This is a genomic window from Chryseobacterium sp. FR048 (genome assembly GCF_056844665.1).
This window is the reverse complement of record NZ_JBXDSE010000002.1, coordinates 536771-553774: the sequence shown is the minus strand read 5'-3', so window position 1 is coordinate 553774 and position 17004 is coordinate 536771. Positions and strand designations below refer to the sequence as shown.

The following is a 17004-nucleotide window of genomic DNA, read 5'->3' as shown; positions in this document are numbered from 1 at the left end:
ACAAGAAGAATTGAGTGAAAAATTAGAAATGATTGAATTAACTGCCCTTGAAGATAGAATTGGGTGCTGTGAAAAATCATTAATGGAAATTGATACCGCTATTAGACTCATCAAGTCAATAGTAAGCGGACTTGAATTTTCATCTGTAGCAGATGAAATATATTTCTTCAAAGAGATAAAGCCATTCTTTATTGCCCGTTTTATTTATTACTCGAACCTTTTATCCATTGAGGCAGCGAAACCAAACGCAGGACAGCTTAATCTTAAAGAATATTATAGTTGTGAACTGGAAGCATTAAAAGATTTTTATCAGCAGCATATTGATTTTTACGAATACTATAGAAGAAAAGCAGCATTTTTGGATCAGAAATATTTTGTCAGGAAGCAATTTGATCTTAAAACAAAGCTTGAATCAGGATTATATAATTACGATGAAAAATTTGCGACCTCCCATGATCACTTAATTGCTCAGATTCTAGCCAATGACCTTTTGGAAAAATATCTCCTGAAATCTATCAATGAAACTGAGGGGTATGTTTATGAAAAACTCAATGACAAATCGCCACTGTACTGGTCTTCTTCAAAGTCTGGATTGGTGGAACTTTTATATGCCCTTCATCAGACACGCTGTTTTAATGGTGGAAATATAGAGTTCAGTGAGGTAATCCGCTTTACTGAAAAATCACTGAATGTTAATCTGGGAAATTTTTATAAAACCCTTCACGAAATCAAAAGCAGGAAAATTAACAGAAACAAGTTCCTTCAGCTTTTAAATGATCATCTTAATCAGCTATTTACAGATTTGGATCAGTAAACTTATTTTGTGGTGTAAATCTTTCGGTAGTTACGATGACCTACCGAAATAATTTTTCCAGAAATACTAAACTTTGCTTCACTAAAAAAAATATCATGAATATTGACAGAACAGAATTTATAGTATGGATGCAGAGGATTATGACAAGATTTGATATCCTAAGTGAAAAAGTAAAAGAAAATCAAAACGCATTAAACAGTATTGATGGAGAACAGCTCCTGGATAATCAGGATGTTTTACAGCTGCTTAAAATCAGTTCAAGATCATTGCAGCGTTACAGGTCCGATAAAAAGCTGCCGTATTATACAATAAGTGGTAAATTATATTACAAACTTTCTGATGTGCATCAACTGATAAGAGACAGTTTTAAAAGATGAATTTGGTATTTCGGAAATAATATGTTTACCCATTAAATAAAGCATTTATCATGTATAGTTCACAAAGAAGTTTTGCCAGAGTCTGCATAGCCTTTTTTGATAGTATCATCGATCAATAGTAATCTTCTTTTCTTAAGAATGATATTTACTATGAATAAAAGTTGTTAATTATATCAAATAAGCTTTCCTTATGTGGGAAAGCTTATTTGATTTCAAGTAAGATATGACTATTAACAGATCAAAACTACATTTAATTTTTATTGAATATTATGATTTGAGTCATAAGATATACATTCCATTTCTAATCAATAGTAATTGAAGTCCTAAAATGAATAATACATAAGGTTTTTAATTATTTACAGATAAAGAATCATTATGAGGATAATCATAAAATAGTCATATTTATGTGTATACCTTTAAAATTAAAAGGTTCTTCACCCCTTAACGGAAGAAATAATAGTCAATAGATAGTCATACATAAATATAATAAGAAATACATGAAAGCAATTATTTTATTAGCAATATGCGCAGCCTGTTTTACAGCCTGCCGTTGCGAGCTGCCTGAGGATGAAGACAAAAAGAAAACTAAGATGAAGCCAGTACCTGATACCATAAAAATCAAATAATATAAAACTAGGGATTGGATAATTGCTTGGGTGTCTGGAAAGAGTAGTATGAATTGCAATACTGAATTGAAAAAATTGACAGCTGCGCTGTTAGACCTTTAAAAATAAAAATTTTGTTATGAAGAATAAATTTTTTGACAGATTCGCAGATAAGGCTGTTTACTTTACCGGAAGTCCTGCAGCTTTTATTATTGCGGTTCTGCTTGTTGTTATATGGGCAGCTACCGGACCTTTATTTAATTTTTCTGAAGCATGGCAAATTGTAATTAATACTGGGACAACGATCATTACTTTTCTAATGGTTTTTTTAATTCAAAAGGCACAAAATAAAGACTCCAAAGCTATTCAGATTAAATTAAATGAACTGATTGAAGCACACGAAAAAGCAAATAACCGGTTAGTAGATATAGAAGATCTTACTGAAGATGAGCTTGACAAGATTCATATTTTGTATGAAAAAAAAGGAAATTCATGGAAAAAACAAGAGCAAAAAGATTCTTATTCCCATGACCATAGCTCTGAATACCGATACCAATAAACCCACTCTTAACTGACAATTGAATAACAGAATGAATGGAGTTATTATTCAATTTTTCCATTGGTATTATCAAGGTAACCTCTGGAACGAATTTATAGAAAAGGCGGACTATCTGAAAAGTCTGGGATTTACCGCAGTGTGGTTTCCACCTGCTACAAAGTGCGTATTGGGAAGAGAAGGGAGAGGATATGATGTTTACGATGCTTATGATCTTGGGGAATTTAACCAGAAAGGAGGGATTCCGACAAGGTATGGCACCAGGGAAGAGTATCTTCGCGCTATTGATAAGGCACATGAGCTTAGCATAGCTGTTTATGCTGATATTGTAATGAATCACCGGATGGGAGGTGATGAATTGGAGAAAGTTACGGTACAGCGGGTTGAGGAAGAAGACCGAAATAAAATGATTGGTGAACCTTTTACAGCAAAAGTTTTTACAAAATTTACTTTTCCTGAAAGGAAGGGAAAATATTCAAAATTTATATGGGATTATACTTGTTTTAATGGAATAGACAGCGTTCAGAAAGATAACGAAGAGCTGAAAGGTATTTTCAGAATTTATAATGAATATAGTGATGACTGGAACCCGAATGTTAGCAGTGAGTTTGGAAATTATGACTATCTGATGGGAACTAATGTGGAATACCGTAATCCTTATGTTGTCAGCGAAATGAAAAATTGGATCAAATGGTATTTGGAAACTACCCATGCCGATGGTCTGCGCCTGGATGCTGTAAAACATATTTCACTTGATTTTCTGCAGGAACTAATTACCTATGTAAAAACAGAACTAAAGTCGGATTGTTATATATTGGGAGAATTCTGGAAAGATGAAGCAGAAAAGATAACACGTTTTTCCGATCAGATAAAAGAAATGATCTCATGTTTTGATGTTCCCCTTCATTATAATTTTTTTGCTGCTTCAGAAAAAGCCCAGGATTACGATCTCAGCCAAATTCTAAAAGGAAGTTTTCTTGAACAAAAACCTGTTTTTTCCGTTTCATTTGTAGAAAATCATGATACCCAGCAGCTACAGTCTTTGGAGTCAACAGTTCAGGATTGGTTTAAGCCGTTGGCTTATGCTCTTATCTTACTTATGGAGGATGCCTACCCCTGCGTATTTTATCCGGACCTTTATGGTGCTGGGTATACAGATATCAGAGAGGGTAAAGAGGTGGGAATTATAATGTCTAAAGTTGAAATTCTCTCTAAGCTTCTTGATGCACGGCAGAAGTTTGCTTACGGAGAACAAATCAATTATTTTGACCATCCCAATTGTATTGCCTGGATGAGGAAAGGAGATGGTGATCATCCAGGCTGTGTAGTGGTCATATCTAACAGTGATGCTGGTTATAAAGATATTGATGTGGGAAATGAAAATGCGAACTCTGTGTTCATTGATTTTACGCACCAAAGGGATGATGAAATTCAAACAGATGAAAATGGGAAAGGCAGATTTACAGTCAGCTCCCGATCTGTAAGTGTGTGGATCAGAGTATAAAGAGAGCACTCAAACCTGATAATATTACTATATAATAAAAGCCACTCTTTAAGGTGGCTTTTATTATCCTATACAAATGCTATTTTAAGGTTGACCGCTTCCTCCTGCAGATCCATAAATCTGTCCGGTTGTAAAACTGGCTTCATTGTCGGCAAGCTGAACGAATATCGAAGCAAGCTCTGCCGGCTGGCCCGGTCTCCCCAATGGGGTGTCTCCACCAAACTTTTCAATATTCTCCTGAGTTTGACCACCACTGATTTCTAGAGCAGTCCAAACCGGTCCAGGCGCAACGCCGTTAACCCGTATTCCTTTAGGACCTAATTGTTTGGCCAGTGATTTTACATAGCTTGTTGTTGCTGCTTTTGTTTGTGCATAGTCATACAGGTCAGCAGAGGGATCATAGGCTTGTACCGATGATAAGCCTATAATGCATGAGCCAGGCTTTAAGTGAGGTAAGGCCGCTTTAATGATCCAGAAGGGGGCATAAACATTGGTTTTCATTGTTCTTTCAAATTCTTCAGTGCTAATATCAAGAATAGATTCATGGGTTTTCTGGTGTCCAGCATTATTAACTAAAATATCCAACCCTCCCAATTGCTGTACAGCTTGTGATACCAGGTTATTGCAAAATGATTCTTCCCGTAAATCACCGGGAATAGAAACAGCTTTTCGTCCTGCTTTTTTTATCAATTCAATAACCTCTATGGCATCCTGCTCTTCTTCTGGAAGATAGGTAATGGCTACATCTGCTCCCTCTCTGGCATAAGCAATTGCCGCAGCGCGGCCAATTCCTGAATCTCCCCCCGTAATGAGTGCCTTTCTGCCAGTAAGTCTTCCTGATCCTATATAGCTTTCTTCTCCGTGATCAGGTATCGGAGTCATTTTTCCAGCTAAACCGGGAAAGGGCTGGAACTGCCTTTTAAATGGTGGTTTAGGATATTTTGTTGTAGGATCTTTAAGATCTGGTTCTGTATTGTTGTTTTTGACATCTTTTTGAGTTTGGGCTAAAGATGCAGGGGCGACGGCTGCCACAGCAATCGTTGCGGCCAATTTTCCTATAGCATTTCGACGTGTGATTTCTTTTTCCATAATATATGAGATTTGGTGAGGAGTAATTTGAAATTTAATTTTCTTTCTTTTTATATTCTTCGATATTTTTGAACTGCTGAAAAGATTTCTTTAGGTTCTGCATTTGTTCCGACACAATTTTTTTACTTTTTTCACAAAGATCTCCACTGTCAAGGGCTGTCTGGTAAGCTTCTATAGCTGCCCTTTCCCCAAATACCACATTCTCCAAGGTAGATTCTTCGATATTACCCAGTATAAATGAATTTTTAATATCTATCCATGTTCTGTGGACTGCTCCTGCAAGTGAAGCTGAATCTTCAGGTTCTCCTTTTTTTTCAGTAATCAGGTTTATCAGTTCATTTTTCATAATCTTGGACTGAGAAATCATCCGGTCATATTCATTTTTAATATCAGGATACATTTCCCAGATTTTTCCTTCTACTTTTTCAAATCCCTCTATTCTGTCGTTAGTGATTTGCAGTAAATCATTTAGTACGGATACTGTTTGTTTTGTTGTCATAATATGATTTTTTGTAATGGCTGTACTAGAAAGTGATTAATTCTTTAACCAGACTATTTATGACGGGTCTTGAGAAAGATTTTTAGGGGAAATATAGTTTTCCTTTTTCCTGATTGAAAAAATAAGGGCTATAATACCGAGACCAACAATTCCTGCAGAGGCTATAATCGGAAGGCATAAGAGTTTTTCCGTCAATACCCATATTTCCTTTTGAAGGCTTTAAGACATTTCCTTCCGTATTTTCATCTGGATTCGCTTTCTCCATAATAAGTCTCATCAGAGCTGAAGATGCAGTTCTGATTGTTTCAGGGAATAAAGTATATAGTTTTTTTGCTGCAATAGAAAACCAGTCAGGATAGGTAGAATTGACTGGGTTTTTGGCAAGCTTAACAATATTATTAGCTAGATCACGCGGATCTAATGATGGAGGAGGTGTACTTAATTTAATTCCTGAATAATTGGCTGCATGCTCTATACCCGAAGACTTCTGAAACCCTGGATATAAGGCGCAAATATGAATATCAGGGTAATTAGATACTTCACCCTGGAGAGTTTCGACCATTCCCCGTATACCAAATTTTGAGGCATTATAGGCCGTTCCATATAGGGCAGGTATCCATCCATCTATAGAAATATTATTAATAAGGACCCCTTTTTTTTGTTTTTTTAAAATAGGCAGAACAGCATGTGCCGAATGGATATAGCCTAATAGATTTGTTTTAATTATCTGGTCTATAATTTCAATAGGCATTTTTTCAAACTTTCCAAATGAAAGAATACCTGCATTATTACTCCAGTAGTCAATTCTGTTATTCAGGGTATATGTTTTTTCTGCCAGATAATAAACATTTTCCGGAATAGAGGTGTCGGTGACAAGGGTAAGCACAACACTACCGGCTTTTCTACATACTTCAGCAGTAGCTGTAAGGGCTTCCTCGCCACGGGAAGCAAGAACAAGATTGGCTCCTTCTTTTGCAAAAGCCTCTGCGGTTGCTTTTCCTATGCCACTGGATGCTACGGTGATAACAACTGTTTTCCCCAATAAAGAAGAAATTCTTTTTTTACCGTTCATAATACATTTTTTAATTGAAGTACTCATAATTTTATTAAAATTAGTCAAGTCGGGATAACTGTATTATAATCTGAATCATAATATGATCTTTTTTTTAAAGATTATGCCGAAGAAACAGACACGAAGATGGACAAGAGTACAATTTTATAAATTGCAAACAGAATAATTAAGTTGAGCAAACTTGCTTTTAAAGATAAAAGTTAGGTAAAATAATACAATAAAGATATGTCATATAAAAGGTAAGTCTTCAACTGTCTCTAAAATAATACTGTGTCACTGGAAATAGTGTTGCAACAGATTTTATGAATAGTGTTGATTTAATGGTTTCATAATTAGTGGATTACATCGTGGTTTTTATAAGTAAGTATACTAAGATAATATTAAGATATATTGCGGATGTTGTCCTTTATGATGTTAAATATTTATAAATAAATCATTATTATGATGCTAATCATAAAATGGCGGACTTCATGTCTATACCTTTGATTTCACACCACAAAATTTATTATTATGAAATTAGTTATTCTGTTAATGCTGTTCACAGGATTTATCCTTAGCAGCTGTAAAAAGGAGTGGCAGCCCCAGCAAACTCATATAGATAGTCTCAATACAGGAGACAGTGTAGTGTCCGGGACAGCACAGATTACACCGGATTCAGCAGATCATACGCTGCCCTTAGATAGTACTGCTTACGACGTAGATTCTATAAAGAAAAGTAAATAGTTAGATACTTTCAGCTTTTAAGGCATCCATTTTATGGAGGCTGGGCTGATATTATCTAATTGTGAGTATTACGATCGAATTCCAGAATCATATTAAAATTAATCCATACACTTTTGTCATGGCAGAATCTTCATTGTTTAATCAGACCGGTATACAGCTGACATTACTTTTAATGTTAATCATTATTATTGCCGGATTAATTGTCCTTGTCTTTAAGTTCTTAGCGCTATATTCAGACATTTTAAGACGGCGGGAATACCTTGAGGTCCAAAAGAAAATTAAAGAATTAAGCCTTTCAGAAATAGAGGAATATCAGAAAAAGGAAGCAGAATTGCACTTTGAACTGCCCGAAAATGAACTGTCAGGAGTATTGCCTGCCGCTGACGAAAAAGGAGTAGTACAGAATATAAATTTCGTAGAAGAATTGAGGTTTTTTCCTAGTAAAAGAAGGACTTCCTCTTTTGTAAATTATGTATCTCCTCAACTTAACCGGCTTATTTTACTGTTCATTGGGACTGCTATATTTTGGTTAATCATCGGTACATCCTTTGGTTTATATGCCGGAATAAAATATGTTGCACCGGATATAGATCATACAGGCTGGTTAAGTTTTGGAAGATTGAGACCTGCTCATACCAATGCTGTATTTTGGGGCTGGGCATCCCTTGCTATGGTTGGGCTTTCTTATTATGTTGTGACAAGAGTAAGTAATATAGAGAATTATAATATGAAATTCGGGTATGTATCTCTTGTTCTTATGAATGCAGCTGTGTTTTCCGGGACAGTATCATTACTTTCCGGTATTAATAACGGAGGAGGAGAGTATAGAGAGTATATCTGGCCCATTATGATCACATTTGGAATAGGAGTTGCCTTTTCCACTTATAATCTTTTTAAACCTGTTGCTGCAAGACTTGTTAAAGAAATCTATATATCCAACTGGTATATCATAGCAGGTTTTATGTTCATTGTTATTGTCATCGCAGTTGGGTATTCTCCCCTATGGCAGGACGGAGTGGGCGAGACCATTACGCAGGGATATTATATGCATCAGGCCATTGGTATGTGGTTTATGATGATTAATCTAGGTTTGATGTACTATTTTCTTCCTCAGCAGTTGAATAAACCTATTTATTCTTATAGTTTGGGAGCCCTTGCTTTTTGGACTCATATTCTTTTTTATACTTTAATAGGAACTCACCATTTTATTTTCAGTGCTATTCCCTGGAGATTGCAAACGACAGCAATTATAGCAAGTATGGGAATGCTTATACCTGTAGCAGCAGGGACTACAAACTTTTTGCTGACATTCAATAATGCATGGTATCAGCTTAAAACCAGTTACACGCTGCCTTTTTATTTTATGGCTATTATTTTTTATTTCACAGGTTCCTTTCAGGGAACGGTAGAAGCATTCAGATATACCAATTTATTGTGGCATTTTACTGACTTCACTGTTTCCCATTCTCATTTGACAATGTACGGAATTATAACCTTTATGTTATGGGGATTCTCTTATACGCTTATTCCCAGGCTGACAGGAATAGAACCTCCGAAATTATTGGTAGGAATCCATTTTTGGTTTGCTTTGCTGGGACTTCTGATGTATGTCATTGCTTTGATGATTGGAGGAACACAAACCGGGCTTATGTGGATGAAGAAAAAACCTTTTATTGATGGAGTGATTAATATGTTTCCTTTCTGGTTATGGAGAGCGATCGGTGGTCTGTTTATGTGGATTTCCCATTTGATTTTTGGATATAATTTTTACAGAATGGTCACATCGAAAGAAAATATAAGTATTCCACATACCCCTTCTGAAATTCTGGCGGCGAAAAAACAATTCAGCAATACCGAGTTACATTCATAAAAAAATAATTATGGTACTACTAAATGATCATAGAATATTATTTGGGTCAGCTCTTTGTCTCTTTGTTTTCCTTACCCTTTATATAGCTGTATTACCAGCATTGGATAACCAAAGGATTAATAAACCTCTGCCAAGACAGTCTAAAGTACTCACAAAAGAGGAAGTAGCTGGGAAAATGGTTTACATCGAAAATGGCTGTGTAGCATGTCATACGCAACAGGTAAGGAATGTGGAAATGGATAATGTCTTTGGAAAGAGACCTAGTATCCCCGCAGATTTTGCAATCAATAAAAGAACTGATTTTTGGCGGAATACAGCCAACCTTATGGGAACTCAGAGAGCAGGACCGGATTTAACGAATATCGGCGAAAGACAACCCAGCGCAGATTGGCATTTAATCCATTTGTTTCAGCCAAGAGCTGCTGTTGAAGCTTCAATAATGCCTTCTTATGAATTTCTTTTTATGGAAAGGGATTATCTGCAGCCTGGAGATGTGGAGGTAAAGGTGCCTGAAAAGTTTTTAAAAAATAAAAGAAAGAAAATTGTAGCCACTCAAAAAGCGCTTCAGTTAGTAGCCTATTTGAAGTCTTTAAGGCAGACCGATTTCACAGATAAATCCATTGTTCCTCCATTTCTATACAAACAAGAAAAAAAACAAGGAATGGGACAGGCAGCAGGTAATCTGCCTGATGGAGGAGAGCTTTTTAGTACCCATTGTGCCTCATGTCATCAGGTTAATGGAGAAGGTGTTTCCGGAGCGTTTCCACCGCTGAAAGGAAGCCCGGTTGTAAATGGGGGAGATATTGAACTATATGTGACCATTATTATGAAAGGATATGATCCAAGACCGGAGTTTGCAACAATGCCTCCCGTGGGGACTAATGCAAATTTTACCCCGGAAGATGTGACAGCAATTATGAATCATGAAAGAACAAGTTGGGGAAATAATGCTAAAAAAGTAACAGCAGAGGAAGTTAAAGTGATAATGGATAAAATCAAATAAATATGAAAGTCTTAAAGTATTTAATAACAATGGCTTCTGTCTTTTTTAACGTATATGGCTATGCATGTGATACCTGTAAACTTAGACAGCCCAAGATAACTCAGAATTTTACCCATGGCACCGGACCTGAAAATGATTGGGACTGGTTTGTTGTAGGGATCGTTATTGCAATAACAGTAGTCGCTCTTATCTATTCTCTTAAATACCTTATAGCACCAGGAGAAAAGAATAAAAGTCACATTAAATATTATTTTTTAAAATAAAAATCCATGACAAAAGATAAAAGTAAGATCTTTCTATTCATTGATGATGGTTCAGCTCCAATTGCTGAGCTTGAGACCCCCATAGTTTTTGATCTGGACACTAAAAAGCTAACGGATGGGGAGCATATTTTAAGAATTGTAAGCCATTCTCCATCAGGGAAAGAAGGAATACGCAAAATTAATTTTACGGTATCTAATGGTCCTGCAATAAGAATTGAAGGATTAAAGAATAAAGACGTAGTAGATGGAACAATTTCATTGATGATTAATGCCTACGATAAAGGAAATCAAAAAAGCTTTTTAATCACAGGAAGTGAAACGCCACAGACCATTCCGTTTTGGATATGGATCATCGTTATTTTATTTGCAGGATGGGCACTCTATTACGAAATAACAAGTGCCAATATGCAATAGCTATTGAAAAGAAGATATGTTGACAAATAAGTGCATCAATGGTACTGAATGAAAATGTAAAATATTAAAACAAAATATTATGGTTATCAATGAAACGTTTTTAGAGGCTGCTGGAGCAACAGTAAGGGAATATTGCCCAGGTGAAGTGATTTTTAATGAAGGGAGTACTCCTCTCTATTATTATCAGATTGTTCAGGGAAAAGTAAAGCTAAGTAACCTTCATAAAGATGGTAAAGAATTTCTACAGAATATTTTGTCCGATGGACAGGCTTTCGGGGATTCTCTATTGTTTATTGATAAGTCTTATCCTATGGATGCTGTGGCTATAGAGTCATGCATCATTATCAGATTATGTAAAGATAATTTTTTGAGTATGCTACAGTTGTACCCCGACCTGTATGATTCGGTTTGCAGATCTTTATCCGATCGTTTATATTATCAATATATAATGCTTCAGGCAAATTCTTCACAAAATCCAGCGGAAAGGATAATGGGATTAATGGAACACTTAAAAAGTTCGCAAAGTAATCAGGATCCATTTTCTTTTAAAGTTCCATTGACAAGACAGCAGTTGGCTAACTTCACAGGCATCTGCGTTGAAACAGCAATCAGAACTATTAAGATTATGGAACAAAAACATCTGGTCAAAATCAGAGATCGTAAAATTTTTATTTAATATAGTAAACAATGGGCGTTAAAAAAAGACGAAAATGTCTTATTATGACCCAGATCATAGCAATACCATTTATTGATTGGTAACTTTGAGTATAAAATAAATTTTATCACTTAACACATCTGTTGAGAAGCATTTGCAGAATCCAATGCTTCACATTCATTACAATATATTCAACTCTTATTGCTGTCTAATACTAGTCACGGCCAGCAATAATTATCACTAAATATTAATATAAAAAATTCAATTATGAACACTAGAAATTCAAAAAATCGCAGTTCAGGAAGACATTCAGAAGAAAACCTGGAAGAAGTATATCAACTAGGATATGATCACGGTTATAACGATGCATCTCAGGATGAAGATTATGATGATGATTTTTCAGAGTATGAAGATTATTTTGACGACGAATACGATAACGATTATGATGATGAAGATTATGATGACGACGAAGATTATGACGATGAAGAAGAAGAAGATGATGATGATTACGATGAAGATTACGATGATGAAGATGATGACGAGAATGATAACAGAGGCCGAAGAGGGGGCGGAAACCGTGGAAACCGAAACCAGCAGAGAGATAGCCAGGGAAGATTTACTTCGGGAGGTGGCAGAGGAAGCTCTGGTAGTAGTTCACGTGGACGTTCAGGCTCACGTTCAGGTTCTGGATCAAGATCCGGTTCTCAGTCTGGAGGCAGAGGCAGATCTTCATCATCTGGAAATGGTACTTCAAGACGAGGCTTTGCTTCTATGAGTAAAGCAGAACGTACCAGAATCGCCCGTATGGGAGGAGAAGCTTCTCATGGAGGAGGTAGATCTTCAGGTTCAGGTTCAAGATCAAATTCAGGAAACTCTGGAAGACAAGGATCATCAGGTAGAGGATCAAGATCTGGTTCCGGAAGCAATAGCAACTCAGGTCGTGGTTCAAACTCAGGTTCCGGAAATGGTACCTCAAGAAGAGGTTTTGCTTCTATGAGTAAAGCAGAACGTACCAGAATTGCCCGTATGGGAGGTCAGGCTTCCCACGGTGGAGGCAGATCATCAGGTTCTGGAAGATCTGGTTTTGGCGGCAGACGTAATAATTCATAATTCACTGTAAGGTTATCCCTTTATATTGTATAGAGGGGTAATCTTTTATCATCAAATCTATTGAATAAAATGGCAACGAAAACAATTGATACCAACAGTCCTAAAGGCGCATCTGATAGTAGTTCAGATCCGGCCAAAAAAACGACAGCAGCAGGCACTGCAAATAATGAGCATGAAAATGAAAACTCTAATCTCCGGAAGTTTTTTATTTCAGCATTAAAAGATATTTATTTTGCAGAAAATACAATCATAGAGGCTTTGGGTAATATGCAGCAAGCGGCTACCACAGAAGAGTTGAAAGATGCTTTTGAGGACCATCAGCTTCAAAGCAAAAAGCACGTCAGCAGACTGGAAAAGATCTTTAAGCTGCTTGATGAAAAACCTGAAAAGAAAGAATGTGAAGCAATAAAAGGGATTATCAAAGAAGGTGAAGAAATCATAAAATCTACTCAAGACGGCTCTATGACTCGTGATGCAGCCTTAATCATAGCAGCGCAGAAAGTTGAACATTACGAAATAGCAACCTATGGCGGACTCATTCAGCTTGCTATTACCATGGGATATGATAAAGCTGCGGATCTGCTTGAAGAAACGCTGCAGGAAGAAGAAGATACAGATTACCACCTGACTGAAATTGCCGAAAATTTTATAAATTTTGACGCTGAGCAGGAGGATTAATGTTCATAACGGTAAACCATATGCCCATAAGACATATGGTTTATTTTTTTTTAGTACATCATGAAAACTCAAGAATTAACCCAATTACTGCGTGAACGCAACTTTTCTAAAACTACAAATAAAGGAAGCTGGTTTAAAGACGCTTCCCTTATTTACTCAAAGAAATAACCGGCGATATTTATCTGTTGTACATCTTCTTTGAAGACAGTATTGAGGGACTGATTGCAAAATTCTACGATGGTACATTGATAGGAAAACATGAGCCGCTAGAATGTTTTATATGTATGTAAAAGAGAAACGTGATGCTGACTATTTTGATAAGTTTTTAGAAGTTTTTCTGGTAGAATAAGGGATCACAAATTCATCTTAACCGGTATGCTAAGGCTTATTCAAAATCCGCCATCCTGGATTCTGAATTTTCTATTCAGGAAGACTTTATCTATCTTATTAATTTAAAATAGGTGATACCTACTATTATGTAACCAATCAATATACCAAGAAAATGACTTATAATGCATTCAATCATATCCTTTACTGTGACCTTGGTGTTGGTATTTTAACATTTCAACGGAGTGGAAATAATGAGATCAAGGATTTTGGTAGGAATGCTTACAGCCGAGTTTCTCTCTGATGATAACGTTTAGTTTTTAGACTGAGACATAATTTATTTAGCCAGTTGTCTTAACAACAAGAAGGCAATAACAAATAGGCTTTTAAATATTAATTAAGCAGACAACTGAAAAGTGTCTGCTTAATTATTTCATAATTGAAGGAAGGAGCATTAACCTACGATAACACATTTTTTTTAAGAAAATGATCTGGCTTGAGATAAAATGGATAATAATATTTTCCACAATTAAATAGTATTATTACTATAAATTTTGTATTTTTATACGATAGAGTTATGCAGGCAATTCTTTGAAATCAAGTGAAATCACTATTACTAAATCATTACTTTGATTTTTACAAAACCTTTCAATAACGTTTCTACCGAGTAGATCTTACTTTTATATTTAAAATATCTTGATGATTATGTAGAACTAACATATGATACCGCATTTTTTTAGAAAACGGTGTAAAATCGAAATTTACTTTAGACATATTTACTTTACCTTTATGATCTCTGCAATGGCTGTAGCAGCAATCAAAGATCTCTATAGGTACTGTATTTTAAGGAGGGATTTGTACAGGAGAGTTTTTTGTAAGGGGAGACATTTACTGCAAAATCTAACGCATCGATTGCTAAATATGTAATTTAACTGAACTACTCTTTTAATTTATGTTCCAAAACAATAATTCGAGCATGGAAAGAGTAGTAATAAGTAAAATAACTTTTGAAGAGCTGAATGAGCTTCTCAAAGCTGATAGCGTGAAGGTTAGCCTGGAAGAGGCAGAGGTGGTTTTAGTATTTTTATATTTAATTGCCAATCTTGTTATTCGTGAAAAATTGAACTTTGAAATAATACCAGTAGAATAATTACTTTAAGAATATTGTTGTTTCTATTGGCTTGATTATTTATTTGATAGTATTTTTGATGTCTTTCAGTAAATTTTTCTTAATATAAATTATTATGGATAGTGTTGTTTTATATATTCGTGTATCAACTGATGAACAGGCAGATAGGGGATACTCTCAGCGTGATCAGGAAGAACGCTTAAGAAAATATTGTGAAACTAATAATCTTAGAATTGATAATATTTTTTTTGAAGATCATTCAGCAAAAAACTTTAATCGTCCGGGATGGAAAGAGCTGTTAACTGTTCTGCGAAAGAAAAGCTCTAAAGTTAATAAGGTCTTATTTACTAAATGGGATCGTTTTAGCAGGAATGCGGGCGATGCCTATCAAATGATAAACCTCCTTAGAAAATTAGGTGTAGAAGTTCAATCTATAGAACAGCCACTTGATCTTTCCATACCTGAAAATAAAATGATGCTGGCAATTTACCTTGCAGCACCTGAGGTAGAAAATGATAGAAGAGCATTGAATACATTTTATGGTATGCGAAGAGCTAAAAAAGAAGGAAGGTGGATGGCTAGTGCTCCTTTCGGATACATTAATAAAATTACTGAGGATGGCAAATATAAATTTATTGAACCTAAAGAACCTGAAGCTTCAATAATACGTTATCTATTTACTGAAATAGCAAAAGGAATTGAGGCTCCTGAAACTATACGAAGACAGCTTTCAGAAAAGGGAGTAAAAATATTGAGTAATCAAGCTTTTCATGTTGCTATAAGAAATCCAGTATATTGTGGCAAAATATTTATACAGAAATATAGGGATGAAGAAGCTCACTATGTAAAATCTTTACATGTTCCTCTTATAAATGAGACATTATTTAATAAAGTTCAGTTAATTTTAGAAGGCAATAAAAGAAAAAACCGAAAATATATAAAATTTAGTTCTGCTGAGATTTTTCCATTGAGAGGTTTTCTGATTTGTCCAAAATGTGGAAGAAATTTAACAGCCAGTGGGTCAAAAGGAAGTCAGAAAGTATATTATTACTATCATTGTAAATCGTCTTGTGGATTTAGGCAAAGTGCTGAACTTACCAATAACCTTTTTGTTGAGGAATTAAAGAAATATGAATTTCTTCCTTCAGTTCAGAAAATCTTACAAAATATTCTACTAACAGCTTATAAAAAGTATAATAGCAAAGCTGACGATAGAAGAAGGAAAATAATTTCTGAAATAGACAATTATAATGCTAAGATAGCCCTTGCCCGAGAAAAATTATTAGCGGAAAAGATTGAAGATGATGATTATACGATTATTAAAGCACAGTACAAACAAAAAATTGAAATTCTTGAAAATGACCTTCATTCTTGTTTAAGTGCTACTCGTAATCCCGGAAAAGTTGATGATCGCTTAAACAAGGCTCTATCAATTATATCTAACTTATCAATATTATACCAAGCCAGTAGCGTAGAAGCAAAAAGAAAAATAATTAGTTCGATATATCCCGAAAATCTTGAATTTACAGGAATTAAATATCGAACTAACAGAGTAAATTCTGTATTAAGTAGTATATCTCTTGTAATCAATAAGTTATGTAGTGCTGAAAATGAAAAAATTGACAAGAAAACAGCTTGTCCCTGTCTGGTAGCCCCACTCGGGATCGAACCGGGATCTAAAGTTTAGGAAACTTTTGTTCTATCCATTGAACTATAGGGCCTTTTTTACTAAATAAAAGTACAACTATTTTACTGAATTTTTCATACACAGAATGATTTAACCGGAAGATCATTGTTTCTACAACTCTTACGTGAAATTTAAACGATTAATGTAAACAATTTGCAGCTCCTCAATTTTGAGATTGATCATGGATTAAGCGCAAAAGCTTGAGGATAATATTGTTTGTGTTGATAGAATTTAATTGACACAAAGATTTTTAACATCTTATCCGATATTCTTAAGTAATCAAAGAATAGAGGCTGTCTCAAAAGGTAAACTAATGCTCTGAGAATCTCCTAAATGACAAAATTTGTCAGACAGGAGTCCGAGAGAGGGGGTACTTTTGAGACAGCCTCTTTCTAAGTGAATGCATATCCATGAAGCTTCATCAGCGACAAAGTCGCTCTTCTTTGCTTCCTAAAATAAAACATTCAAATGAGCTTTCTTTGCGTTTTTAAAATAGATTGTTTTATTCAACGAAAATCGTGTATGTTTTGTCCTGTTCCTCCAACTTTTGAATCTGATCTCTGATCATCCATGTGATTCTATTAAAATAAACCGGTTAAAATAGTATTGATAATAAAAGAATCCGCCCT

Annotated in this window: 18 protein-coding genes and 1 tRNA gene; 15 read left to right on the top strand and 4 right to left on the bottom strand. The window is 35.2% G+C overall.

What is annotated here, in order from left to right; genetic code table 11:
• Positions 1-28: 28 nt before the first annotated feature.
• The 5 genes from AC106K_RS07485 (at position 29) to AC106K_RS07465 (ending at position 3856) form a co-directional block, all read left to right on the top strand.
• Positions 29-814 carry an RteC domain-containing protein gene (locus AC106K_RS07485; RefSeq protein ID WP_482444170.1) on the top strand — a complete coding sequence of 262 codons (786 nt, stop codon included), beginning with the start codon at positions 29-31 and terminating at the stop codon, positions 812-814.
• A gap of 95 nt (positions 815-909) precedes the next feature.
• Complete coding sequence (locus tag AC106K_RS07480; protein WP_482444169.1) at positions 910-1191, top strand: helix-turn-helix domain-containing protein; 282 nt, start codon at positions 910-912, stop codon at positions 1189-1191.
• A gap of 497 nt (positions 1192-1688) precedes the next feature.
• Positions 1689-1817: a hypothetical protein gene (locus tag AC106K_RS07475; protein ID WP_482444167.1), complete on the top strand. Its 129-nt coding sequence runs from the start codon at positions 1689-1691 to the stop codon at positions 1815-1817.
• 118 nt (positions 1818-1935) lie between these two features.
• Positions 1936-2355 carry a low affinity iron permease family protein gene (locus AC106K_RS07470; RefSeq protein WP_482444166.1) on the top strand — a complete coding sequence of 140 codons (420 nt, stop codon included), beginning with the start codon at positions 1936-1938 and terminating at the stop codon, positions 2353-2355.
• 31 nt (positions 2356-2386) lie between these two features.
• Complete coding sequence (locus AC106K_RS07465) at positions 2387-3856, top strand: alpha-amylase (RefSeq protein WP_482444164.1); 1470 nt, start codon at positions 2387-2389, stop codon at positions 3854-3856.
• Between the two features lie 84 nt (positions 3857-3940).
• Here AC106K_RS07465 and AC106K_RS07460 read toward each other — a convergent pair whose 3' ends face one another.
• The 3 genes from AC106K_RS07460 to AC106K_RS07450 all read right to left on the bottom strand — a co-directional run bounded on the left by AC106K_RS07460 (position 3941) and on the right by AC106K_RS07450 (position 6516).
• Entirely contained in the window at positions 3941-4945 is a 1005-nt protein-coding gene (locus AC106K_RS07460) for an SDR family oxidoreductase (protein ID WP_482444162.1), read from the bottom strand.
• A 34-nt stretch (positions 4946-4979) separates the two neighbouring features.
• Complete coding sequence (locus AC106K_RS07455; protein WP_482444160.1) at positions 4980-5444, bottom strand: PA2169 family four-helix-bundle protein; 465 nt, start codon at positions 5442-5444, stop codon at positions 4980-4982.
• Positions 5445-5526: 82 nt separating this feature from the next.
• Positions 5527-6516, bottom strand: coding sequence for an SDR family oxidoreductase (locus tag AC106K_RS07450; protein ID WP_482444158.1), 990 nt, complete (start codon positions 6514-6516; stop codon positions 5527-5529).
• 510 nt (positions 6517-7026) lie between these two features.
• Between AC106K_RS07450 and AC106K_RS07445 the strand changes: the two genes are divergently transcribed.
• From AC106K_RS07445 to AC106K_RS07400, 10 genes are all read left to right on the top strand, one after another.
• Positions 7027-7239 carry a hypothetical protein gene (locus tag AC106K_RS07445; RefSeq protein ID WP_482444157.1) on the top strand — a complete coding sequence of 71 codons (213 nt, stop codon included), beginning with the start codon at positions 7027-7029 and terminating at the stop codon, positions 7237-7239.
• Between the two features lie 118 nt (positions 7240-7357).
• Complete coding sequence (locus tag AC106K_RS07440) at positions 7358-9109, top strand: cbb3-type cytochrome c oxidase subunit I (RefSeq protein WP_482444156.1); 1752 nt, start codon at positions 7358-7360, stop codon at positions 9107-9109.
• Positions 9110-9119: 10 nt separating this feature from the next.
• Complete coding sequence (locus AC106K_RS07435) at positions 9120-10112, top strand: cbb3-type cytochrome c oxidase subunit II (RefSeq protein WP_482444155.1); 993 nt, start codon at positions 9120-9122, stop codon at positions 10110-10112.
• A gap of 2 nt (positions 10113-10114) precedes the next feature.
• Entirely contained in the window at positions 10115-10375 is a 261-nt protein-coding gene (locus tag AC106K_RS07430) for a hypothetical protein (RefSeq protein ID WP_482444153.1), read from the top strand.
• 6 nt (positions 10376-10381) lie between these two features.
• The gene (locus AC106K_RS07425) at positions 10382-10789 is read left to right on the top strand and encodes a cytochrome C (RefSeq protein ID WP_482444151.1); all 408 of its coding nucleotides are present in this window, start codon (positions 10382-10384) and stop codon (positions 10787-10789) included.
• Between the two features lie 79 nt (positions 10790-10868).
• Entirely contained in the window at positions 10869-11465 is a 597-nt protein-coding gene (locus tag AC106K_RS07420; protein ID WP_482444150.1) for a Crp/Fnr family transcriptional regulator, read from the top strand.
• A gap of 246 nt (positions 11466-11711) precedes the next feature.
• Positions 11712-12554 carry a KGG domain-containing protein gene (locus AC106K_RS07415; protein ID WP_482444148.1) on the top strand — a complete coding sequence of 281 codons (843 nt, stop codon included), beginning with the start codon at positions 11712-11714 and terminating at the stop codon, positions 12552-12554.
• 69 nt (positions 12555-12623) lie between these two features.
• Positions 12624-13232 (top strand): ferritin-like domain-containing protein, encoded by a 609-nt coding sequence (locus AC106K_RS07410; protein ID WP_482444146.1) that lies wholly within the window; start codon positions 12624-12626, stop codon positions 13230-13232.
• 1303 nt (positions 13233-14535) lie between these two features.
• On the top strand, positions 14536-14709 hold the full coding sequence (locus tag AC106K_RS07405) for a hypothetical protein (RefSeq protein ID WP_482444145.1): 174 nt from the start codon (positions 14536-14538) through the stop codon (positions 14707-14709).
• A gap of 94 nt (positions 14710-14803) precedes the next feature.
• On the top strand, positions 14804-16375 hold the full coding sequence (locus tag AC106K_RS07400) for a recombinase family protein (protein ID WP_482444750.1): 1572 nt from the start codon (positions 14804-14806) through the stop codon (positions 16373-16375).
• Here AC106K_RS07400 and AC106K_RS07395 read toward each other — a convergent pair.
• Positions 16335-16409: transfer RNA gene (locus AC106K_RS07395), tRNA-Arg, on the bottom strand. The two genes, AC106K_RS07400 and AC106K_RS07395, sit on opposite strands and share 41 nt — an antisense overlap.
• Between the last annotated feature and the right edge of the window lie 595 nt (positions 16410-17004).

Excerpts from the sequence above, each read along its gene's own strand:
- AC106K_RS07485 (WP_482444170.1), top strand. The coding sequence starts at position 29 with ATGATTGAATTAACTGCCCTTGAAGATAGAATTGGGTGCTGTGAAAAA.
- AC106K_RS07480 (WP_482444169.1), top strand. The coding sequence starts at position 910 with ATGAATATTGACAGAACAGAATTTATAGTATGGATGCAGAGGATTATG.
- AC106K_RS07475 (WP_482444167.1), top strand. The coding sequence starts at position 1,689 with ATGAAAGCAATTATTTTATTAGCAATATGCGCAGCCTGTTTTACAGCC.
- AC106K_RS07470 (WP_482444166.1), top strand. The coding sequence starts at position 1,936 with ATGAAGAATAAATTTTTTGACAGATTCGCAGATAAGGCTGTTTACTTT.
- AC106K_RS07465 (WP_482444164.1), top strand. The coding sequence starts at position 2,387 with ATGAATGGAGTTATTATTCAATTTTTCCATTGGTATTATCAAGGTAAC.
- AC106K_RS07460 (WP_482444162.1), bottom strand. The coding sequence starts at position 4,945 with ATGGAAAAAGAAATCACACGTCGAAATGCTATAGGAAAATTGGCCGCA.
- AC106K_RS07455 (WP_482444160.1), bottom strand. The coding sequence starts at position 5,444 with ATGACAACAAAACAAACAGTATCCGTACTAAATGATTTACTGCAAATC.
- AC106K_RS07450 (WP_482444158.1), bottom strand. The coding sequence starts at position 6,516 with ATGAACGGTAAAAAAAGAATTTCTTCTTTATTGGGGAAAACAGTTGTT.
- AC106K_RS07445 (WP_482444157.1), top strand. The coding sequence starts at position 7,027 with ATGAAATTAGTTATTCTGTTAATGCTGTTCACAGGATTTATCCTTAGC.
- AC106K_RS07440 (WP_482444156.1), top strand. The coding sequence starts at position 7,358 with ATGGCAGAATCTTCATTGTTTAATCAGACCGGTATACAGCTGACATTA.
- AC106K_RS07435 (WP_482444155.1), top strand. The coding sequence starts at position 9,120 with ATGGTACTACTAAATGATCATAGAATATTATTTGGGTCAGCTCTTTGT.
- AC106K_RS07430 (WP_482444153.1), top strand. The coding sequence starts at position 10,115 with ATGAAAGTCTTAAAGTATTTAATAACAATGGCTTCTGTCTTTTTTAAC.
- AC106K_RS07425 (WP_482444151.1), top strand. The coding sequence starts at position 10,382 with ATGACAAAAGATAAAAGTAAGATCTTTCTATTCATTGATGATGGTTCA.
- AC106K_RS07420 (WP_482444150.1), top strand. The coding sequence starts at position 10,869 with ATGGTTATCAATGAAACGTTTTTAGAGGCTGCTGGAGCAACAGTAAGG.
- AC106K_RS07415 (WP_482444148.1), top strand. The coding sequence starts at position 11,712 with ATGAACACTAGAAATTCAAAAAATCGCAGTTCAGGAAGACATTCAGAA.
- AC106K_RS07410 (WP_482444146.1), top strand. The coding sequence starts at position 12,624 with ATGGCAACGAAAACAATTGATACCAACAGTCCTAAAGGCGCATCTGAT.
- AC106K_RS07405 (WP_482444145.1), top strand. The coding sequence starts at position 14,536 with ATGGAAAGAGTAGTAATAAGTAAAATAACTTTTGAAGAGCTGAATGAG.
- AC106K_RS07400 (WP_482444750.1), top strand. The coding sequence starts at position 14,804 with ATGGATAGTGTTGTTTTATATATTCGTGTATCAACTGATGAACAGGCA.